This window comes from Bradyrhizobium sp. HKCCYLRH3099, from assembly GCF_051167855.1.
Classification (GTDB): Bacteria; Pseudomonadota; Alphaproteobacteria; order Rhizobiales; family Xanthobacteraceae; genus Bradyrhizobium.
Genome location: NZ_JBNPTW010000017.1, coordinates 117,621 through 138,149 on the forward strand (window position 1 = coordinate 117,621; position 20,529 = coordinate 138,149).

The following is a 20,529-nucleotide window of genomic DNA, read 5'->3' on the forward strand; positions in this document are numbered from 1 at the left end:
TGCTCAGTACTTCTCGAGCGGGCGGCCGACCGTGTCGCCGAGCGCCTCGGGCTTCTGCGGCTCCAGCGAGAAATAGCCGGCGGCCTTCTTGGCCGCGATCTCGACATGCGCGTCGGCCGGGATCAGCTCGTCGGGAATCGGCACCCGCTCGACGATGTCGACGCCTTGTCCCACCAGCGCATCATGCTTCATGTCGCTCATCGAGATGAAGCGGTCGATGCGCGTGATGCCGAGCCAGTGGATCACGTCGGGCATCAGCTGCTGGAAGCGCGCATCCTGCACGCCGGCGACGCATTCGGTGCGCTCGAAATAGGCCGCGGCGGCGTCGCCGTCCTCCTGGCGCTTGCGCGCATTGTAGACGAGGAACTTCGTGACCTCGCCGAGCGCGCGGCCTTCCTTGCGGTTGTAGACGATGATGCCGAGCCCGCCGTTCTGTCCCGCGGCGACGCATTCCTCGATGCCGTGGATCAGATACGGGCGGCAGGTGCAGATGTCGGAGCCGAACACGTCGGAGCCGTTGCACTCGTCATGCACGCGGCAGGTGATCTTCGTCCTGGAGTCGTTCAGCTTGGTGACGTCGCCGAACAGATACACCGTGGTGCCGCCGATCGGCGGCAGGAACACCTGCAAGTCGGGCCGCGTCACCAGCTCCGGATACATGCCGCCGGTCTGCTCGAACAGGCCGCGGCGCAGATTGGTCTCGCTGGTGCCGAAGCGCGCGGCGACGCCGGGCAGGTACCACACCGGATCGATCGCGATCTTGACCACCGACACGCTGCCATTGGCATGCACGACCTCGCCGTCATGGACGAGGCGCTTGGCGGCCAGCGCGGCGTGCAGCTCCGGCAGCTCGATGCGCGCCTTGGTCACCGCGATGGAGGGGCGGATGTCGATGCCCTCGGCGATCTCGCCGCCAAAGTTCTCGGCGACGAGGTGACCCCAGGGATCGAGCGCGACGATCTTGGCGGGATCGCGCCACTGGCCGAACGGGCCGATGGTGGCGGCGGGATGGGTGTTGGTGAGATCGGGGCGGCGGATCGGATCGAGCGCGCCGGAGGACACCGCGAGCGCGCGGTACACCGTGTAGGAGCCGCCATGGCTGCCGATGACGTTGCGGTCTTGCGGCCGCGACACGGTACCGATGATCGGCCCACGCTCGCGCGCGGCCTCGGCGCCCCAGTGGAGCGGGAAGTTATGTTTGGCGCCTGGCACCGGGTGCGAGGTCAGGCGGATGTGATCCGTGCGGTTGGAGCGAGTCATCGGACAGCCACCCCCAAAACGGCAACGGCCCGCCTTGACGACGGGCCTGAGCAGAACGAGTTCACGTTTTCCATGCACCAATATAGCAGTTTTTCCGCAGCAAACAAGTGGTTCGGCCGTGCCGCCCATTCGTAAACGAATGGTGACGAGCACGGCTTGCAATGCAGCGCGGCTTCGGCCGCTGGCATGGCGCTTGCCTTTTGAGCGCGGCGCCGCCAGCTTGGCGCGCATGGATTCCTCGACGGCAAAGGCGGCATGGACCTGATCATTCGCAACGCGGTGCTGGCGCAGCAGGGGGAGCTGCGCCGCGCCGATATCGGAATTTCCAAAGGCCGGATCGTGGCGATCGAGGCCGCGCTTCAGGCCGACGGCGAGGAGCGCGACGCGGACAACTGTCTCGTCGTTCCCGGCTTTATCGAGACGCACATCCATCTCGACAAGACCTGCATCCTCGATCGCTGCACCATCCGGGAAGGTACGGTGGCCGAGGCCGTGCGCGAGACGGCGGCGGCGAAGCGCAACTTCACGGCGGAGGATGTCTACGCCAGGGCGAAGCAGACCGTGGAGCGCTGCATCAGCCACGGCACGATGCGGATGCGCACCCATGTCGAGCTCGATCCCGGCATCGGCTTCATCGCCTTCGAGGCGATCCAGCAGCTCGCGCGCGACTACGCCTGGGCGCTCGATCTCGAGATCTGCGTGTTCCCGCAGGAAGGGCTGACAAACTATCCGGGCACCGAGGAGCTGCTGATCGAGGGGCTGTGCCGCGGCGCGCGCACGATCGGCGCCGCGCCGTATTTCGACACCGACCCGCCGGCGCAGATCGATCGCATCTTCGCGATCGCTAGGGAGCACGACGTCGACATCGACATGCATCTCGACCTCGCCGAGACGCTCGATCACATGCAGATCGAATATGTCTGCCGCAAGACCGAGGAGTACGGCTGGGGCGGGCGCGTCGCGGTCGGCCATGTCACGCAGCTGTCGCTGCTGCCGCCGGAGCGCTTCAACGCGATCGCCGTGCAACTCGCTAACGCCGGCGTCGCCGTGACCGTGTTGCCCTCGACCGATCTGCACCTGATGGGACGGCGGCAGGATCACGCCATCCCGCGCGGCGTGGTGCCGCTTGAGCCGCTGCGCGAGCACGGCGTGACCTGCTCGCTGTCGACCAACAACGTGCTCAATCCCTTCACGCCCTATGGCGACGGCTCGCTAATCCGCATGGCCAATCTCTACGCCAATGTCTGCCACGTCTCGCGCCCGGATCATCTCGCCGGCTGCCTGGACATGGTGACGCATGACGCGGCCAAGCTGATGCGGCTGGAGGATTACGGCGTGAGGGTGGGCGCGCCCGCCGATCTCGTCTGCATCGATGCCCGCGATCCCACCGAAGCCGTCGCGACCTTGGCGCAGCCGCTGTGGGGCCTCAAGCGCGGCCGCCCGTCGTTCTCACGCACGCGGCCGGTGCTGCATCGGCCAGGATGATCTAGTTGTTACAATGTGATGGTCTATCAACGCGTCATTGCGAGCGAAGCGAAGCAATCCAGAGTCCTTGCGCGGCCCTGGATTGCTTCGCTTCGCTCGCAATGACGGCGGAGTTACTACAGGAGTTACTTCATGCGCATCATCAACGTTGCCGCCGCCCAGATGGGGCCGATCCAGCGGGCCGAGAGCCGCGAGGCCGTCGTCGCGCGCATGATCGCGCTGATGGACGAGGCCAAGCGCAAAGGCGCCGATCTCATCGTCTATCCGGAGCTGGCGCTGACGACGTTCTTTCCGCGCTGGTACATGGAGGATCAGGCCGAGGTGGATACATGGTTCGAGCGCGACATGCCGAACGCCGCGGTGCAGCCGCTGTTCGATCGCGCCGCGCAGCACGGCATCGCGATGTATCTCGGCTATGCGGAGCTGACGCCGGATGGGCACCACTACAACACAGCTGTTCTCACCGACCGCGCCAGCAACATCGTCGGCAAGTACCGCAAGGTGCATCTGCCCGGCCACGAAGAATTCGAGCCGGAGCGCAGCCATCAGCATCTGGAGAAGCGCTATTTCGAGCCGGGCGATCTCGGCTTTCCGGTCTGGCGCAATCTCGGCGGGATCATGGGCATGGCGATCTGCAACGACCGCCGCTGGCCGGAGACCTATCGCGTGATGGGCCTGCAGGACGTCGAGCTGGTGCTGATCGGCTACAACACGCCGTCGGTGAACTCGCTGAAATCAGCGGAGGGACTGCAGCAGCGGCTGTTCCACAATCGTCTCTCCGCGCAGGCCGGCGCGTATCAGAATTCGTGCTGGGTGGTCTCGGTGGCCAAGGCCGGGTTGGAAGATAGCCATCATCTGATCGGCGGCAGCCTGATCGTCAATCCCGACGGCGAGATCGTTGCGGAAGCTGTGACGGAGGGCGACGAGGTGCTGGTCGCGCCGTGCGATATGGATGCGACGCGGTTCGGCAAGCAGACGATCTTCGATTTCGCCCGGCATCGCCGGGTGGAGCATTACGGGTTGATCACCAGCCGCACGGGTGCTGTGCCGCCGGAGTGAGATGTTGAGCGCTATCAGTTTGTCGGCGAGCGCTCTTGCCCCGACTGCAATGCGCTCCCTCTCCCCGTTCTTCACGGGGAGAGGGTTGGGGTGAGGGGCCGCCACGGTATGAACCGGGCTGATTCCTGACGTTTTAGACCGGGTTGATTCCTGACAGGCCAATTTCGTCTGATTCGAAGGAGAATCGGACGATGCCTTTCAGGGAGAGCAGTCCTGTGGAGCAGCGTATTGGGTTGTTTCGGGAGTACGACACGGGGGTCTTTACGGTGACGGAGCTGTGTGCGCGGCACGGCGTCAGCCGGGAGACGTTCTACGTATGGGAGCGCCGCCGCGCGAGCGGGGATCCGCAGTGGTTCGAGGAGAAGAGCCATGCGGTGCAGAACTGTCCGCATGCGACAGAGGACCGGCTGGTCCAGCAGATCATCGCAGCCCGGCAACGGTTTCCGCATTTTGGCCCGAAGAAGATCAAGGCCTGGCTGGGGTCCGAGCGGCCCCAGGTCGGCTGGCCGGCGGCCTCGACGATCGGCGACATTCTCAAGCGCGAAGGCTTGGTCCAAGCGCGACCGCGCCGGCGTCGGGCGATTGCGCAAGGCGAACTGGTGACGCCGGCGGAAGGTCCCAATGACGAATGGGCGATCGACTTCAAGGGCTGGTTTCGCACCCGGGATGGAACACGCTGTGATCCACTGACAATCACCGACGCGGCGAGCCGTTACCTGATCGAGGTGCGCATTGTTGATCCGACCGCGACCGGTGTGAAGAACGCGATGGAGCTTGTTTTCAAGGAGATCGGACTTCCGCGCGCGATCCGCTCCGACAATGGCGTACCGTTCGGATCGACGGGCGCCGGCGGCCTCTCGACGCTCTCGGTCTGGTGGCTCAAGCTCGGCATCGAGCCGCGCTACATCCCACCATCCAGCCCGCAGGACAACGGCCGGCACGAGCGCATGCATCGTACGCTGAAGGCCGAGACATCGAAGCCGCCGGCAGGCACCGCCGCCGAGCAGCAGCGTCGCTTCGACGCCTTTCGGCGCCATTTCAACGAGGAGCGGCCGCACGAGGCGCTCGGCCAAGTGGCACCCATCAAGCTCTGGCGCTCGCCACAGCGCTCCATGCCGAGCCGCCTCGATGACCCCTGGTACGACGCCGATCACCAAGTCCGCCGCGTGCGTCCCAACGGCGTCATCAAATGGCGCGGTGAGTTCGTCTTCGTCGGCGAGGCGCTCGCTGGCGAACTCATCGGCCTTACCAAGCACGAGACCGGCGGCCACATTGTCCGCTTCTCGGCCCGCGACCTCGGGATTATCGATCGCGACCGCCGTTTCCTGCGCTTTGCTCCGCCGCGTGCGCGGCTCCGCGTCGCGCAGGAAACGGCGGAGACATCCCACCAATGATGGAATATTGTCAGGAATCAGCCCGGTCTAAAATGTCAGGGATCAGCCCGGTCGGACACACGCCCACCGACCGTGCGGAGGGTCCCGTTCAGTCGGATTGCATCTTGCGATGCTACCATACCGCGGAAGCTGTCGAGGGACGTCACTGCTAGTTGCCTGCCTCATCCCGTCCGGTGGCTATGGGTCCCGGCTCGGAGGCCGGGACGACAGCGGAGGGTAGGTCGGGCAGAGCAGCGCAGGCGGCGCCGCGAGATTTGCGAAGCAATCAGCTGCTAAACGCCACCGCGCCGAGCGCCATGGTCACCGCGGCCTGCGTCGGGTCGATCACCGGAATGCCCAGCGCATCCTCCAGATTCTTGCGATGCCGCGCCATGCCGGCGCAACCCATGACGATGGAGCCGGCGCCGTCCTCCTCCTTCAACGCGCGGCCGACGGAAATCATCTTCGCCAACGTGCCTTCGCCCGAGGCCGTCTCCGCCACCGTCATGTCCAGCGGCCGCTCGGCGGCCAACCGGTCCATCAGGCCCATCTGGCGGAGGTAGCGGATGTGGCGGCGGATCGAGCGTTGCGCGATAGCGAGCACGCCGAAGGTGTCGGCGCGGGTCAGCGCGGTCAGCACGCCGCATTCGGCGATGCCGAGCACCGGCCGCGTCGTCGCCTCGCGGCAGACGTGCAGGCCGGGATCGCTGTAGCAGGCGATGACGAACGCGCTCGACGCATTGTCGCCCTCGACGAAGCGGCGCAGCGGCAGCGCGACGCTGTCGGCATCCTTCTGGCTCTCGACGCCGTACGGTCCTTCCTTCAAGGTCTCGCAGACGATCTCCGGTCCTTCCGCGAATATCAGCGGCTTGAGCGCTGCCGCGAGGCCGTCGGTCACCACCTGGTTGGAGTTCGGGTTGATCACGGTGATGCGCGGGCGGGACATGGGTGTTACCTGCTTCTTCGGAGTTGACGTCGTCCGACAGGCAACCACTATGCCACCGCGGACGCAAGCGGGCCTCAACTGCTCCGCGCGTCCACGCCGTTCCATCTGGCAGAACTAGGAGATCGCGATGACCGAGCCGGCCTATGACCTGATCATCCGGGGAGGGCGCGTCGCCACCACGACGGATACGTTCGAGGCCGATGTCGCCATCACCGGCGAGACCATCGCGGCGATCGGCCGCGGCCTCGGGCCGGCGAAGCGCGAGATCGATGCGCGCGGCAAGTACGTGCTGCCCGGCGGCGTCGACAGCCATTGCCACATCGAGCAGCTCTCCGCCGCCGGCATCGTCAATGCCGATACCTTCGAGAGCGCGACGACGTCCGCGGCGTACGGCGGCACCACATCAGTGATCTCCTTCGCCGCGCAGCATGTCGGTATGCAGCTGCCGCAGGTGCTCGAGGACTACCACGCGCTGGCGCGCAAGGGCGCGGTCATCGACTACGCGTTCCACATGATCATCGCCGATCCGACCAAGGAGACCTTGGAGCGCGATCTGCCGGCGCTGATCCGGCAGGGCCACGGCTCGATCAAGATCTTCATGACCTACGACCGGCTCAAGATCGACGACGAGCCGCTGCTCGACATCCTCGTCGCCGCGCGCGAGGGCGGCGCGATGCTGTGCGCGCATGCCGAGAACCACGGCATCATCTCCTGGATGGTGAAGCGGCTCTTGGCGCGCGGCTACACTGCGCCGAAATATCACGCCATCAGCCACGCGCGCTTCTCCGAAGCCGAGGCGTTCAACCGCCTGATCGGCATGGCAGCGCTGGTCGATCAGCCGATCATGATCTTCCACGTCTCGACCGCCGAAGGCGCGAAAGTGATCCGCGACGCGCGCGGGCAGGGGTTGAAGGTGTTCGCGGAGACCTGTCCGCAATATCTGTTCATGACGGCCGACGATCTGGACAAGCCGGGCATCGAAGGCGCGAAGTGGATGTGCAGCCCGCCGCCGCGTCGCGCGCCGGACCAGGAGGCGCTGTGGCAGGCGCTGTCGCTCGGCGACCTGCAGACGATCTCGTCGGATCACGCGCCGTACCGCTTCGACGAGACCGGCAAGCTGCGCGCCGGTCCCAACCCGAACTTCAAGCAGATCGCCAACGGCCTGCCGGGCCTGGAACTGCGGCTGCCGCTGCTGTTCGACGCGATGGTGTCGAAGGGCCGGCTCGGCCTCAACAAGTTCGTCGAGCTGACGTCGACGGCGCCGGCCAAGATCTACAATCTGCATCCGCGCAAGGGCGCCATCGCGATCGGTGCCGACGCCGACATCGCGCTGTGGGATCCGGACAAGCGCGTCACCATTGCTGATGAGAGCATGCACGACCTCGCGGGCTACACGCCGTTCGTTGGCCGCAGCGTGCAAGGCTGGCCGGTGACCGTGCTGTCGCGCGGCCGCGTCATCGTCGACGACGGCAAGGTCTCGGTGCAGCCCGGCTCCGGCCAGTTCCTCGCCCGCAGCGGCGGCGAGGCGGCGAAGCCGACGGGGCGCTTGGTGGCGGACATGGATCCCGCGCAGAATTTCGGGGCGACGCTGCTGTGATCGGCGTGGGGAGAGCGCGGCCTCGTGCTTCGAGACTGGCGCTTCGCGCCCTCCTCAGCATGAGGGGAGAGAGCAAGACGCGCCGCACGCACGCTGCTTGTCCTCATGGTGAGGAGGCTGCGCCAGCAGCCGTCTCGAACCATGAGGCCCCGATGGAGAGGCTTCTCGCATGCATGTCCTGATCTTCGGCGGCGCCGGCTTCGTCGGGCTCAATATCGCGCAAGGCTTGTTGGAGCGCGGACACCGCGTGACCGTGTTCGATGCGGCGCCGCTGCCGAGTGCCGCGCAACGCGCCTTCGCTTCTCATGGTGAGCGGCTGCAAGTTATCAAAGGCGATGTGACCGATGCGGCTGCCGTCGCGACGGCGGTCGGCTCCGGCTGCGATGCCGTCGTCATGGGCGCTGCGATCACCGCCGGTCCCGAGCGCGATGCGTCCGATCCCGAGCGCATCCTGGCGGTCAATCTGCTGGCGCAAGTGCCGATCCTGCAGGCGGCGCGGCTCAGCGGTGTCCGGCGCGTGATCAATCTGTCGTCCGCTGCATCCTACGGCGCCAGCGGCCAGCGCTTTGCCGTGCTGGAGGAGACGACGCCGTGCGAACCGGTGTCGCTGTATGCGATCACGAAATTCACCTCCGAGCGCGTCGCCGCGCGGCTGTCGGATCTTTGGAAGACCGACGTGATCAGCGTGCGGCTGTCCGCGGTGTTCGGCCCGTTCGAGCGCGGCGGCGGCGTGCGTGACACGCCCTCGCCGCAGGCGCTGATCGCGGCCTGTTGCGTGCGCAACGAGGCGGCGTTGCTGAATGAGCCGGGCGACAAGGACTGGGTCTACGCCGTCGACGTCGCCGATGCTGTTTGCCTGCTGCTGGAGGCCGAGAAGCCGCAGCAGACGCTCTACAACATTTCGAACGAGGCGACGTTCACGGCCGAGGCGTGGGGCCGCGCTTTCGCGACCGGCCGGACTGGATTTACGTGCCGGCTCGCGGAGCCCGGCGAGACGCCGACGGTGCCGGTGTTCGCGCCCGTGCGCGGGCGGCTGTCGACGACGCGGCTGGCCGATGAATTCGGCTGGCGCGCGCGGTTCGACTGTGCGGCCTCGGCCGAGCATTTCGGCCGCTGGTTCGATCAGTACGGGAGAGACTGACATGAGGCTGAAGGATAAGGTCGCGGTCATCACCGGCGGCGGCTCGGGCATCGGCCGCGCCAGCGCCGTGATGTTCGCGCGCGAAGGCGCGTTCCTCGCCGTGGTGGATCGCGATGCCGCCGGCGCCGATGAGACGCTGGCGCTGGTCCGTGATGCCGGCGGGAACGGCAGCGTCCATGTCGGCGATGTCGGCGATGCCGCGTTCGCCAAGGCGACCATTGAAGGCGTGGCCGCGGCGCGTGGCCGGCTCGACGTGCTGATGACCGCGGCGGGCTTCTCCTGTGGCGGCACGGTGGTCACGACCGATCCTTCCGATTGGGACGCGGTGTTTCGCGCCAATGTCGGCGGCACCTGGCTGTGGGCGAAGGTCGCGGTGCCGATCATGCAGGCGCAGAAGGCGGGATCGATCATCACTGTCGCTTCGCAACTCGCCGTCGCCGGCGGCAAGGGCAACAGTGCCTATATCGCCGCCAAGGGCGCGATCATCAGCCTGACCCGCACCATGGCGGTCGATTTCGCCACCGACGGCATCCGCGTCAACGCGCTGGCGCCAGGCGCCATCGATACCCCGCTGCTGCGCCGGAGCTTCGCGCGCCATGCCGATCCCGAGCCGGTGCGCGACGCCTCGCGCCAGCGCCATGCGATGAAGCGGTTCGGCGAGGCGGATGAGGTGGCCGCGGCGGTGCTGTTTCTGGCGAGCGACGAGGCGTCATTCACGACGGGCATCGTGCTGCCGGTGGATGGTGGGTGGCTGGCGGCGTAGAAATAGGCGGCAGAGTTCGAGATCTGCCCGTCTGCTTTTTCGATTGAGCGCGGACATCATTCCGGCGGCGGTCGGCTCCCCTCCCCCTTGCGGGGAGGGGTTGGGGGTGGGGGGTCTCCGGGCGCTGGCCTTCGTGGATTCGCGGCTCATCCAGAGTTGGACTGAGAGCGGAGGGGCTCCTTTCCGCGGTCTTCAATCGTCAGTATTTGTTCGAGCACCTCGCATCGAGCGGGACTCGTGGAACCCCCACCCCCGACCCCTCCCCGCAAGGGGGAGGGGAACTCACCGGTTGCGCGGAGAGAGGACGGATCCCAATAGGCAAAGTCAATTAGCGCTTCCCCGCTGTCGCCTTCCGATCGCGTCCGCGCAGGATATCCGCGAGCGCCGCGGCATTGCGTGACAGCGGCTCGAAGCGCGGCGTCAGCAGATAGGCGCGCATCGGGGTCTTCGGCAGCAGCGGCCGCGCAATGAGGTCGGGCCAGGCGCGGCCGCGGAGGACGAATTCGTCGACGACAGCAAGGCCAGCGCCGGCGCGGACCATGGCGCAGGCATCGGGGGTGTAGCGCACGATCGTCGTGGGCTCGGGGCCGCCGGCGAGCGCTGATGTCACGATGTGTCCGTAGGGCGTCTGCGGGCCGAAGCCGACCAATGGATAGGGCAGCATATCCTTCGGCCGGATGCTGCGCAGTTTTGCCAGCGCATGATCCGCCGGCATGATCACGTGGAGCGCGCCTTCCGCGATGGTCTCCACCGCCACCGTGGGCTCGTCGACCGGCAGCACGGTGACGCCGACATCGGCGCGCGCGGTGCCGACACGGTTGACGATCTCCAGCAGCGTCAGCGATTCGAACTCGACGCGCAGGTCGGGAAAGCGGCTGCGCAGCCGCGCCAGGGCGTCCGGCACCATGCCGTATCCCGCGCTCGGGCTGGCCACGACGCGAATGGTGCCGGTGCCGCCGGCACGCAATTCGTCGGCGAGATCGTTGATGCGCGCGACGCCGCGATGGATGTGCTCGACCTCGGCGAACAGCCGCTTCGCTTCCGGCGTCGGCTGCACCCGGCCGCTGATGCGCTCGAACAGCTTCAGCTTCAGGCCGTCCTCGGTGTAGGCCAAGAGCCGGCTGATGGCGGGCTGTGACACCGACAACAGCCGCGCGGCGCCGCTGATCGAGCCGGTGATCATGATGGCGCGGAAGACCTCGATCTGGCGCAGGTTGAGCGGCATGCGACCTCTTGTCTCGCTGCGGGTGCGGATCAACTGTAGCCGCGCCGGCCCTCCCATAACAAGCTGTTATGGGCAGCGGACAAATCGGTATGGAAGGCTTCAGGTCCGCTTTGCTAAGCTTCATGTGCCGGGTGACATGACTGATGGAGAGAGCGTGAGCGACAGCAAGCGTGTCGACCGCGATTGCGCGTGTTTCATCCGGTGGCCAGCATGAGCGACGGTCTCGCCAGGCTGACAGCCCAGGTTCGCAGCGATCTTGCCAAGATCGCCCATCCCACCATGCCATGGTTGACGCCCGTCACCGGTCTCGACGGCCGGGCTGCACTCGACGTGCTGATCGTCGGTGGCGGCCAGTCGGGTCTTGCGACCGCGTTCGCGCTGCTGCGCTCGCGCGTCAGCAACATCCTCGTGCTCGACAAGGCCGAGGAAGGCCGCGAAGGGCCGTGGCTCACTTATGCGCGCATGCCGACCTTGCGCAGCCCGAAGGATTTCACCGGGCCCGATCTCGATATTCCGTGCCTGACCTATCAGGCGTGGCACGAGGCGAAATACGGCAGTGACAGCTGGCGCGATCTTAACCTGATCCCGCGCGAATATTGGGCAGACTATCTCGCCTGGTATCGTGAGGTGCTCGACCTTCCCATGCGCAACGGCTGCGAGGTCGTCGACATCGCGCCGGCGGCTGATGGACTGCTCAAGGCGACGGTGCGCAGCAAGGGCGGCGACACCGCGCTCTATGCGCGCAAGATCGTGCTCGCGACCGGCCAGGAAGGCATGGGCGATTGGAGCATCCCGGAGCCGCTTCGCAGTCTCCCCGCGACGCGCTGCGCGCATTCCGGCGCCGAGATCGACTTCGATGCTCTGCGCGGCCGCCGCGTCGCGGTGATCGGCGCCGGCGCCTCCGCGTTCGACAATGCGGCCGTTGCCCTCGAGGCCGGTGCTGACAGCGTCGATCTGTTGTGCCGTCGCGCGGAAATCCAGCTGATCCAGCCGTACCGCTGGCTGACGTTCCGCGGCTTCCTGCGGCACTTCTCCGAGCTCGACGATGCCTGGCGCTGGCGCTTCATGAACGCGGTCCTGGGGCTGCGCGAAGGGTTTCCGCAGCACACCTATGATCGCTGCGCCCGCCACGCCGCGTTCCATTTGCATGAAGGAGCGCCCTTGGTCGCTGCGCGCGAGACCTCCGATGGCGTCGTGCTGCAGACGGCGAAGGGTGAGATCACGGCGGACTTCGTGATCAGCGCGACCGGGATCTTGATGGACTTCACCAAGCGGCCGGAGCTGCGTCGCTTCGCGACGAACATCGCGCGCTGGTCGGACCGCTACACGCCGGATGAGAGCGAGCGCAACGACCGGCTCGGCGCCTTCCCCTATCTCGCTGACGACTACGCGCTATCAGAGCGCAAGGCAGGCGAGACGCCGTGGATCCGCGATATCCATGTGTTCGCCATCGCCTCGACGATGAGCTTCGGCGCATCGGGATCGTCCATCAACGCGATGACGACGGCGGTGCCGAAACTCGTGCATGGACTGACGCGTGGATTGTTCACGGCTGATATCGACAAGCATTGGGCCAACTTCCAGGCCTATGATGTGAGACAGGCCGAGGTTCGTCGTGGCACGTGATTTGCTGCTGCGCGTGAACCATGCGCGTGCATCAGATGAGCCGGCAGTGTCGGTGACTGGCGGCAGATGTTTTTAGTCCCGGATTTTGAGACTGATGAGGGAACAAGGGCGATGAGTTTCGAAATGTCCAAACGTTCGTTGTTTGCGGCGACCGCATTGCTTGCGGTGACACTCGCGGCGCCTGCGGCGCATGCGCAGAGCCGCGCGGAGACGTTGCGCTATGTCACCGGCGCGACCGTCAATACGCTCGATCCGAACATTCCGGGCTCGACGCGCGAAGCCTTCGCGCTGTCGATGTCGAGCTACGACCGCCTGGTGTCGTTCGGCCGCAAGCAGCTCAATGGTAAGTGGGTGTTTGATCTCGACACGATCACCGGCGAGCTCGCCGAATCCTATTCCGTCAGCGCCGACGGCCTGAAGATCACCTTCAAGCTGCGTCCCGATGCCAAGTTCCAGGACGGCTCGCCGGTCACCGCCGAGGACGTCAAATGGTCGCTCGACCGTTGCGTCACCGCGCCGATCCTCGGCAAGGCGCAGCTGCTGACGGGCTCGCTGACCTCGGCCGATCAGTTCAAGGTCATCGATCCCCTGACCATCGAAGTCACCTTGCCGAAGCCGGACAAGCTGGCGCTGCCGAACCTCGCCACCGTCTATCCGATCATCATCAACTCCAAGCTCGCCAAGGCGCATGCCACCGCTGAAGATCCGTGGGCGCTGAACTGGACCAAGGAGAACGCGGCGGGCAGCGGCGCCTACATCGTCGAGACATTCAAGCCCGGCGAGCAGGTGATCGCCAAGCGCAACGACGCCTGGAATCGCGGCACGCCGGACAAGCCGGCGGCGTTCAAGCGGCTGATCATCCAGTCGGTGCCGGAGCCGGCGACGCGCGCCAACCTCGTCGAGCGCGGCGACGCGGATCTGGTGATCGATCTGCAGGCCAGCGACGTGCAGTCGCTCGAAGGCAAGGGCAAGCTGAAGGTGATCTCGACCCCGCAATACAATGCGGTGACCTTCATCTCGATGAACAACACCATTCCGCCGTTCGACAATGTCAATGTGCGCCGCGCCATTGCTTACGCGCTGCCCTATGACGACATGTTCAAGGCCGCCTTGTTCGGCCGCGGCGCGCCGCTGTACGGCGCGACCTGGGCCGACGGCAAGCCGCCGAGCGGCGGCTATCCGATCCCGCAGCCGATCAAGCTCGACCTGGAGAAGGCGAAGGCCTATCTGAAGGACGCCGGCATGCCGGACGGGTTCTCCACGACGTTCAGCTTCAACGTCGGCCAGGCTGCGACCGCCGAGCCGATGGCCGCGCTCGTCAAGGAATCGCTCGGCAAGATCGGCATCAAGGTCGATATCCAGAAGCTGCCGGATGCGCAGATGTCGACCGCGATCAACGAGAAGAAGCTGCCGTTCTTCATCGAGGGCATCGTCGCCTGGCTGCCGTCGACCGACTATTTCTACCGCAACTTCTACACCGGAAAGCAGCGCTGGAACTATTCCTCGACCGACAATGCCGAACTGGAGAAGATCGCCCAGGAGGCGCGTTTCGAGGCCGACAAGGCGAAATACGAGGCCGAGGGCAAGGCGCTCAACGCGATCCATTTTGACCAGATGTTCCAGATCCCGATCTGGCAGGCGGCGCAGGACGCGGTGATGCAGCCGACGGTGGATGGCTACGTCTACCAGTTCACGCGGCAGGTCGATTATCGTAACCTGAGCCGGAAGTAGGGCGATCAGGCGGCTCAGGATGTTTCCATCGGGAGAGAAAGCTTCGCTCTTCTGAAGTTGGACTAAAGCTCGTGCCGCGCTGCAACTGCGCCCCCTCTCCCCGTTCTTACGGGGAGAGGGTTGGGGTGAGGGGCAGACGCACGGGCAGTGCACGTGGTGAGACCTGTACCCCCTCACCCGGATTGCATCTGTCGATGCAATCCGACCTCTCCCCGCAAGCGGGGAGAGGTGATCCCGAGCCCCGGCGGACCGGTGCGCCTCGCTCACGATGGATTGTTTTAGGAGACGGAAGACCCATGAACACGATCGGCGCAACTCTGCTGCGGGCGGGACGACGCTTCGTCTCGTCGCTGCCGGCGCTGTTCGGCGTCCTGGTTTTCACCTTCCTGTTGATGCGCGTCCTGCCCGGGGATCCGGCGGTGTTCTTCGCCTCCGGTCCCAATGCCGGCAAGGAGGAGATCGAGGTCATCCGCAAGCAGCTCGGGCTCGACAAGCCGCTGCCGAACCAGCTCGTGATCTATCTGACCGACGTCGCCCGCGGCAATCTTGGCCGCTCGATGATGACGGGGCAGGCGGTCGCCAAGGATCTCAAGGAGCGCCTGCCGGCCTCGCTGGAGCTGACCTTGACGGCGCTGCTGATCGCGCTGGTTTCGGCGGTGCCGCTCGGCGTCATCGCTGCGCTCAGGCCGGGATCGCTGATCGATCACGGCGTGCGGCTGTTCTGCTCGCTTGGTGTCTGCGTGCCCACCTTCGTTTCCGGTCTGTTGTTGATCTACGTGTTCTACTATCTGTTCGGCCTCGCGCCCGACCCGACGGGGCGCATCGACATCTTCGCGAGCCTGCCGCCGCAGCGCACCGGTTTCCTGATCATCGACTTCCTGCTCGCCGGCGATATCGAGGGCTGGTGGGCGGCGGCGCGGCAGCTGATGCTGCCGGCCGTTACGATGGCGCTGTTCGTGATCGCGCCGCTGGCGCGCATCACCCGCGCGTCGATGCTGGTCTCGCTCGGCAGCGATTTCGTCCGCACCGCGCGCTCGGTCGGGCTATCGTGGTGGCGCATCGTCGTGACCTACGCCTTGCGGAACGCGATCCTCCCCGTCATTACCATCGCCGGCATCGTGTTCTCCACCATGCTGGGCGCGAACGTGCTGGTCGAGAAGGTGTTCTCCTGGCCCGGCGTCGCGTCCTACGCGCTCGACGCGCTGCTGGTCTCCGACTACGCGCCGGTGCAGGGCTTCGTGCTGCTGATGGCGACGATCTTCGTGATCGTCAATCTGCTGGTCGATCTGCTCTACGGCATGGCCGATCCCCGCGCGACGGTGGCATGAGCATGACCACGATCGAGACCTCATCGACCCTTCGCCACACCGCCTTCGTGCTGCGCGGCAACCCCGTTACCGCGATCGCAGCCGGCGGTGCCGTGCTGCTGGCGCTGATGGCGATCTTCGCGCCGTGGCTCGCGCCCTACGACCCCATTGCCTCCGACGTGCCGGCCGCCTTGCAGCCGCCGAGCGCGGCGCATTGGTTCGGCACCGACCAGCTCGGCCGCGACGTGCTGAGCCGCCTGATCGTGGCGAGCCGGCTCGACCTCACCATCGCGGTGACCGCGGTCGCGGTGTCGTTCTCGATCGGCTCGGTGATCGGCGCGCTCTGCGGCTATGCCGGCGGCCGGCTCGATAAGGCGGTCGGGCGTTTCGTCGACGTGCTGATGGCGTTCCCGCTGTTCGTGCTGGCGATGGCGATGGTCGCCGCGCTCGGCAACCGCGTCGAGAACATCGTGATCGCGACCGCGATCATCAACCTTCCGTTCTACATCCGCTTCGCGCGCGCCGAGGTGAACATCCGCCGCAATCTCGGCTGGGTCGAGGCCGCGCGCGCCTGCGGCGAGAGCCATGTCGCGGTGGTGCTGCGCTTCCTGCTGCCCAACGTGCTGCCGGCGATGGCGGTGCAGATGTCGCTCAATCTCGGCTGGGCGATCCTCAATGCCGCGGGCCTCTCCTTCATCGGTCTCGGCGTCAAGCCGCCGACGCCGGAATGGGGCATCATGGTCGCCGAGGGCGCGCGCTTCATCTCGACGGGGCGCTGGTGGCTGGTGGCGTTCCCGGGCCTGGCGCTGATGAGCGCGGTGCTGTGCTTCAACCTGCTGGGTGACGGGCTGCGTGATATTCTCGACCCGAGGATGCGCACGTGACCGCATCTGCAAGCCAGTCGCCGCTGCTCGAGGTCGAGAACCTCAAGGTTTCCTTCTCAACGCGTCGCGGCCTCGTCGAGGCCGTGCGCGGCGTGTCGCTGTCGCTGCAGCCGGGAGAGATGCTTGGCCTCGTCGGCGAGAGCGGCTCCGGCAAGTCGGTGACGGGTTTTGCCGTCACCCATCTGCTCGACAAGGCTGGCCGCATTACCGACGGCCGCATCCGCTTCAAGGGCCAGGACATCACCCGTGCTGGCGGCGCCGATCTGCGCAGCCTGCATGGGGCTGCGATGTCGATGATTTTTCAGAACCCGCGCGCGGCGTTGAACCCGATCCGCACCATCGGCCAGCAGGTCGCGGATGCGATCCTCGCGCATCGGCGGCTGTCGCGGCAGGAGGCGCTGGCCGAGGCGCTGAACCTGCTCAAGGCGGTGCAGATCCGCGATCCCGAGCGGCGCATGAGTGCCTATCCGCACGAACTGTCGGGCGGCATGTGCCAGCGCGTGATGATCGCGGTCGCGATCTCCTGCAATCCGTCGCTGCTCATCGCCGACGAGCCGACCACCGGCCTCGACGTCACCACGCAGAAGGTGGTGATGGACCTGCTCGCCAAGATCGCGGCCGACCGCGGCATGGCGACGATCCTGATCACGCATGATCTCGGCCTCGCCGCGCGCTATTGCGCGCGCGTGGTGGTGATGGAGCAGGGCAGGCTGGTCGAGGAGGCCGAGCCGCTGACCTTGTTCCACCGGCCGCAACATCCCTACAGCAAGCGGCTGGTCGCAGCATCCCCGACCGCGACCTCGCGCATCGAGGATCTCGTGCCGGACGGCGACAGGATTCCGCTGGTCGAGGTGACCGAGCTGCCGCCTGCGCCGCACGGCACGCCACTGCTGCTCGACGTCAAGAACATCGTCAAGCGCTTTGATGACGGCACCATCGGCGTCGCCGACTTCTCGATGACGATGCGCGGCGGCGAGAGCGTCGGCCTGGTCGGCGAGAGCGGCTCGGGCAAGAGCACGACCTCGCGGATGATCTGCCGGCTGCTCGATCCCAGCGAAGGCGAGATCCTGTTCGACGGCCAATCGATCGGCGGCATTCCGGCGCGGGACTTCCACCGCTCCGAGCTGCGCAAGGACATCCAGATCGTCTTCCAGGATCCGAACGACAGCCTCAATCCGCGCTACACCGCGTTCGACTGCATCGCGCATCCGCTGTACCGGCTGATGAATATGCGCTCGGGCGACACGATGCGACAGCGGGTCGAGGAATGCGCCGAGCGCGTCGGCCTGCCGCGCGAGTTGCTGCAGCGCTTTCCGCACCAGCTCTCGGGCGGGCAGAAAGCGCGCGTCGGCATCGCCAGGGCCATTGCCTGCAAGCCGCGCCTGCTGGTGCTCGACGAGCCGACCGCGGCGCTCGACGTCTCCGTGCAGGCGGTGGTGCTGCAGCTTCTCAACAAGCTCAGGCGCGAGGACAATCTCGCCTTCCTGTTCGTGAGCCACGACCTCAACGTCGTGCGCATGATGTGCGACCGCACCATCGTGCTGCGCACCGGCGCCATCGTCGAGCAGGGCGAGAGCCGGGCGCTGTTCGCCAATCCGCAGACCGACTACACCCGCGAGCTGGTCGACGCGGTCCCGCACATCGCCCCGCCGATGGCGCTGGCGACGGCCTGAGTCCGGACCCATAACAATCGATTATGGACGGCGGACAACTTGGTATTGGGGGCTGCGCCGCCCATCCTGTTAGTTTGCGAAAATCGCAAAACGATCACCGACAAAGGTCTCCGCGCGCGTCATGACGAAGCTGATCACCAATTTGCAGGGTCTTGTCGGTGCCTCTCATGTCCTGACCGCGCCGCAGGATCAGGCGACCTATCTGCGCGACTGGCTCGGCAAGTATCATGGCGCAGCGATTGCCGTGGTACGGCCCGGATCGACGGCCGAGGTCGCGGCCGTGATGGCGGCCTGCGCCGAGGCGCGCGTCGCCGTGGTGCCGCAGGGCGGTCACACCAGCCTGTCGGGCGGCGCCACGCCGGATGCGAGCGGGAGCGCGATCGTGCTGTCGCTGTCGCGGATGAACCGCATCCGCGCGGTCGATGCGATCGGACAGACCATCGTGGTCGACGCCGGCGTCGTGCTCGCCAAGGTGCAGGATGCCGCGCGCGAAGCGGGCCTGTTCTTCCCGCTCAGCCTGGGGTCCGAGGGCAGCTGCACCGTCGGCGGTAATCTGGCGGCCAATGCCGGCGGCGTCGCCGTGCTGCGCTATGGCGTGATGCGCGAGCTGACCCTCGGGCTCGAAGTCGTGCTGCCGGACGGGCGCGTCTGGGATGGCCTGCGCTCCCTGCGCAAGGACAACACCGGCTATGCGCTGCGCGATCTCTTCATCAGTTCGGAAGGCACGCTCGGCATCATCACCGGCGCGGTGCTGAAGCTGTTCCCGCAGCCGACCGCGCGCGCCACCGCCTTCGTCGCCGTCGCCGATGCCGCCGCCGCGCTGAAGCTGCTGCAGCGCTCGCGCGCCCGTTGCGGCGATCGCCTCACCGCGTTCGAATTCCTGACCGCGGCGACGCTCGAAATGATCACGCGGCAGATCCCGGATGCGCGGCTTCCGTTCGCGTCAATCCCTGAGGCGGCCGTGCTGATCGAGCTCAGCGACATCGGCGAGGAGGCCGCGCTGACGGCGAGGCTCGAAACCACGTTGACCGACGCCATGACCGAGGGACTCGTCGCCGATGCCGTCATCGCGCAGGACGGCACCCAGGCCAAGGCCTTCTGGCGCGTGCGCGAGAGCGTCTCGGAGGCGCTGGTGCGCGAGGGCAAGGCGCTGAAGCACGACGTCGCCGTGCCCGTCGCCGAGATCGCCGACTTCGTCGATGTGATGGATGCCGCCGTCGGCGCGGCGCTGCCCGGTATCCGCCCGATGGTGTTCGGCCATCTCGGCGACGGCAATCTGCACTACAATCTGATGCGTCCGCTCGCCATGACCGAAGCCGAGTTCTACGAGCGCGGCCCGCGCATCACCCGCCTCGTCCACGACGAGATCACCCGCCGCCGCGGCTCGATCAGCGCCGAGCACGGTATCGGCCAGCTCCGCACCTCCGAGATGCCGCTGTGCAAGCCGCCGCTCGAGCTCGAGCTGATGCTTCAGCTCAAGCGCACGCTCGATCCGCACCGGCTGATGAACCCGGGCAAGCTGCTGCCCGAGGCTTAAGACGGACCTTCGCGCGGATCAGCAGCCCCGGCAGACGCCGTTGACCTTTCGTCGGGCGTCTTCGTCGTTCCAGACACCCCTGGGAGCGAATACCAATTCGGCTGTCAGTTTGATCGGTGAAATCAGCTCCGAGGGCATGTGGGGGAAGGGTTCAATCGACCTGAGCCAGGCGAGGGTCTGATCATCGAACGCTTTCCGTCCGAAGCTCTTGGTGACCTTGGCCTCGACGAGGTGGCCGTCGCGATCGAGTGAGAAGGCGATGGTCGAATGCGATTCCCCGGGGATATTGGCGCCGTCTGGCAAGGTGCGTAGATGAAGCCGCAAATGGTGTTGGACATCGCTGCGATAGGCGAGCTCCCGAGCCGGTGTCTGACCGGTCGGAGGCCATTGCAGGTCGACGTGGCCGATCCGCCGCTGCATCCCCAGATTGAACGTTGTCTTGATTTCATAGGGGGCGTTCAGCTCGTCAGGAACCCGCGGAAACGCGCGGATGCGCCTGACGCTGGCGAGAAGGTCCGCATCATCGGCGGGCGAGCCGGAGCTTTGATCGACAGTCGCATCCAAGAGCTTCCCGTCCCGGCCGATCGAGAACACAACGCCGACATCAACGGCCTTGGTCTGCAACCGTCTCGGAATGACCCAGCTGTTTTCCAAGAGGTGCTGTTGAAGCTGCCGCTTGAACGCCATCTCGTCCGCGAACGCCGTGCCGGATATCGACAGCAGAACGAGAAGAAACAGACTGAAGTGGCGCATTGAGACGAGACCCCGTGATTGGCAAACAACCTTAACTTTCTGGTCCAATGTTGTCGCGGCTGTTCAGGCTGGCGCGCCGGCCGGGCGGTTGAGGCGGGCAGTCCTCGCAACGAAGCGCTTGCCGGCCCCGGCTCCTCGTGGTCTAGGATCGGCGGATAAGAGAAAGACA

16 protein-coding genes are annotated in these 20,529 nt (G+C 66.2%); 12 read left to right on the forward strand and 4 right to left on the reverse strand.

What is annotated here, in order from left to right; genetic code table 11:
* Positions 1-3: 3 nt before the first annotated feature.
* Complete coding sequence (locus tag ACQR1Y_RS26865; protein ID WP_434877062.1) at positions 4-1,260, reverse strand: GTP cyclohydrolase II; 1,257 nt, start codon at positions 1,258-1,260, stop codon at positions 4-6.
* A 255-nt stretch (positions 1,261-1,515) separates the two neighbouring features.
* Between ACQR1Y_RS26865 and ACQR1Y_RS26870 the strand changes: the two genes are divergently transcribed.
* The 3 genes from ACQR1Y_RS26870 (at position 1,516) to ACQR1Y_RS26880 (ending at position 5,198) form a co-directional block, all read left to right on the forward strand.
* On the forward strand, positions 1,516-2,745 hold the full coding sequence (locus ACQR1Y_RS26870; RefSeq protein WP_434877061.1) for an amidohydrolase family protein: 1,230 nt from the start codon (positions 1,516-1,518) through the stop codon (positions 2,743-2,745).
* A 132-nt stretch (positions 2,746-2,877) separates the two neighbouring features.
* Positions 2,878-3,804 (forward strand): N-carbamoyl-D-amino-acid hydrolase, encoded by a 927-nt coding sequence (locus ACQR1Y_RS26875; protein ID WP_434877060.1) that lies wholly within the window; start codon positions 2,878-2,880, stop codon positions 3,802-3,804.
* Positions 3,805-4,070: 266 nt separating this feature from the next.
* Positions 4,071-5,198 (forward strand): integrase core domain-containing protein, encoded by a 1,128-nt coding sequence (locus tag ACQR1Y_RS26880; RefSeq protein WP_434862474.1) that lies wholly within the window; start codon positions 4,071-4,073, stop codon positions 5,196-5,198.
* 265 nt (positions 5,199-5,463) lie between these two features.
* Here the strand turns inward: ACQR1Y_RS26880 and ACQR1Y_RS26885 are convergent, their stop codons facing one another.
* A complete protein-coding gene (locus ACQR1Y_RS26885) occupies positions 5,464-6,123 on the reverse strand; it encodes an aspartate/glutamate racemase family protein (RefSeq protein WP_434877059.1) in 660 nt (219 codons plus the stop codon).
* Positions 6,124-6,250: 127 nt separating this feature from the next.
* Between ACQR1Y_RS26885 and hydA the strand changes: the two genes are divergently transcribed.
* The 3 genes from hydA (at position 6,251) to ACQR1Y_RS26900 (ending at position 9,624) form a co-directional block, all read left to right on the forward strand.
* Complete coding sequence (gene hydA / locus ACQR1Y_RS26890) at positions 6,251-7,720, forward strand: dihydropyrimidinase (RefSeq protein WP_434877058.1); 1,470 nt, start codon at positions 6,251-6,253, stop codon at positions 7,718-7,720.
* Positions 7,721-7,889: 169 nt separating this feature from the next.
* Positions 7,890-8,861, forward strand: a complete 972-nt coding sequence (locus ACQR1Y_RS26895) for an NAD-dependent epimerase/dehydratase family protein (RefSeq protein ID WP_434877057.1) — start codon at positions 7,890-7,892, stop codon at positions 8,859-8,861.
* Between the two features lies 1 nt (position 8,862).
* Complete coding sequence (locus ACQR1Y_RS26900) at positions 8,863-9,624, forward strand: SDR family oxidoreductase (protein WP_434877056.1); 762 nt, start codon at positions 8,863-8,865, stop codon at positions 9,622-9,624.
* Between the two features lie 328 nt (positions 9,625-9,952).
* Here the strand turns inward: ACQR1Y_RS26900 and ACQR1Y_RS26905 are convergent, their stop codons facing one another.
* Positions 9,953-10,849, reverse strand: coding sequence for a LysR family transcriptional regulator (locus ACQR1Y_RS26905; protein WP_434877055.1), 897 nt, complete (start codon positions 10,847-10,849; stop codon positions 9,953-9,955).
* 210 nt (positions 10,850-11,059) lie between these two features.
* Here ACQR1Y_RS26905 and ACQR1Y_RS26910 point away from each other — a divergent pair, with 210 nt between their 5' ends.
* The 6 genes from ACQR1Y_RS26910 to ACQR1Y_RS26935 all read left to right on the forward strand — a co-directional run bounded on the left by ACQR1Y_RS26910 (position 11,060) and on the right by ACQR1Y_RS26935 (position 19,607).
* Entirely contained in the window at positions 11,060-12,475 is a 1,416-nt protein-coding gene (locus ACQR1Y_RS26910) for an FAD/NAD(P)-binding protein (RefSeq protein ID WP_434877054.1), read from the forward strand.
* Between the two features lie 111 nt (positions 12,476-12,586).
* Positions 12,587-14,206 carry an ABC transporter substrate-binding protein gene (locus tag ACQR1Y_RS26915; protein ID WP_434877053.1) on the forward strand — a complete coding sequence of 540 codons (1,620 nt, stop codon included), beginning with the start codon at positions 12,587-12,589 and terminating at the stop codon, positions 14,204-14,206.
* Positions 14,207-14,502: 296 nt separating this feature from the next.
* A complete protein-coding gene (locus ACQR1Y_RS26920) occupies positions 14,503-15,534 on the forward strand; it encodes an ABC transporter permease (RefSeq protein WP_434877052.1) in 1,032 nt (343 codons plus the stop codon).
* A gap of 2 nt (positions 15,535-15,536) precedes the next feature.
* On the forward strand, positions 15,537-16,397 hold the full coding sequence (locus ACQR1Y_RS26925) for an ABC transporter permease (protein WP_434877166.1): 861 nt from the start codon (positions 15,537-15,539) through the stop codon (positions 16,395-16,397).
* Positions 16,394-18,070, forward strand: a complete 1,677-nt coding sequence (gene nikE, locus ACQR1Y_RS26930) for a nickel ABC transporter ATP-binding protein NikE (RefSeq protein WP_434877051.1) — start codon at positions 16,394-16,396, stop codon at positions 18,068-18,070. The genes ACQR1Y_RS26925 and nikE overlap by 4 nt, the downstream gene beginning before the upstream one ends.
* A 121-nt stretch (positions 18,071-18,191) precedes the next feature.
* Positions 18,192-19,607: an FAD-binding oxidoreductase gene (locus ACQR1Y_RS26935; RefSeq protein ID WP_434877050.1), complete on the forward strand. Its 1,416-nt coding sequence runs from the start codon at positions 18,192-18,194 to the stop codon at positions 19,605-19,607.
* A gap of 18 nt (positions 19,608-19,625) precedes the next feature.
* Here ACQR1Y_RS26935 and ACQR1Y_RS26940 read toward each other — a convergent pair whose 3' ends face one another.
* Entirely contained in the window at positions 19,626-20,360 is a 735-nt protein-coding gene (locus ACQR1Y_RS26940) for a TonB family protein (protein ID WP_434877049.1), read from the reverse strand.
* Between the last annotated feature and the right edge of the window lie 169 nt (positions 20,361-20,529).

What these genes read in the sequence shown, in the direction of transcription:
- ACQR1Y_RS26865 (WP_434877062.1), bottom strand. Translation starts at nt 1,260, where the DNA reads ATGACTCGCTCCAACCGCACGGATCACATCCGCCTGACCTCGCACCCG.
- ACQR1Y_RS26870 (WP_434877061.1), top strand. Translation starts at nt 1,516, where the DNA reads ATGGACCTGATCATTCGCAACGCGGTGCTGGCGCAGCAGGGGGAGCTG.
- ACQR1Y_RS26875 (WP_434877060.1), top strand. Translation starts at nt 2,878, where the DNA reads ATGCGCATCATCAACGTTGCCGCCGCCCAGATGGGGCCGATCCAGCGG.
- ACQR1Y_RS26885 (WP_434877059.1), bottom strand. Translation starts at nt 6,123, where the DNA reads ATGTCCCGCCCGCGCATCACCGTGATCAACCCGAACTCCAACCAGGTG.
- hydA (WP_434877058.1), top strand. Translation starts at nt 6,251, where the DNA reads ATGACCGAGCCGGCCTATGACCTGATCATCCGGGGAGGGCGCGTCGCC.
- ACQR1Y_RS26895 (WP_434877057.1), top strand. Translation starts at nt 7,890, where the DNA reads ATGCATGTCCTGATCTTCGGCGGCGCCGGCTTCGTCGGGCTCAATATC.
- ACQR1Y_RS26900 (WP_434877056.1), top strand. Translation starts at nt 8,863, where the DNA reads ATGAGGCTGAAGGATAAGGTCGCGGTCATCACCGGCGGCGGCTCGGGC.
- ACQR1Y_RS26905 (WP_434877055.1), bottom strand. Translation starts at nt 10,849, where the DNA reads ATGCCGCTCAACCTGCGCCAGATCGAGGTCTTCCGCGCCATCATGATC.
- ACQR1Y_RS26910 (WP_434877054.1), top strand. Translation starts at nt 11,060, where the DNA reads ATGAGCGACGGTCTCGCCAGGCTGACAGCCCAGGTTCGCAGCGATCTT.
- ACQR1Y_RS26915 (WP_434877053.1), top strand. Translation starts at nt 12,587, where the DNA reads ATGAGTTTCGAAATGTCCAAACGTTCGTTGTTTGCGGCGACCGCATTG.
- ACQR1Y_RS26920 (WP_434877052.1), top strand. Translation starts at nt 14,503, where the DNA reads ATGAACACGATCGGCGCAACTCTGCTGCGGGCGGGACGACGCTTCGTC.
- ACQR1Y_RS26925 (WP_434877166.1), top strand. Translation starts at nt 15,537, where the DNA reads ATGACCACGATCGAGACCTCATCGACCCTTCGCCACACCGCCTTCGTG.
- ACQR1Y_RS26935 (WP_434877050.1), top strand. Translation starts at nt 18,192, where the DNA reads ATGACGAAGCTGATCACCAATTTGCAGGGTCTTGTCGGTGCCTCTCAT.
- ACQR1Y_RS26940 (WP_434877049.1), bottom strand. Translation starts at nt 20,360, where the DNA reads ATGCGCCACTTCAGTCTGTTTCTTCTCGTTCTGCTGTCGATATCCGGC.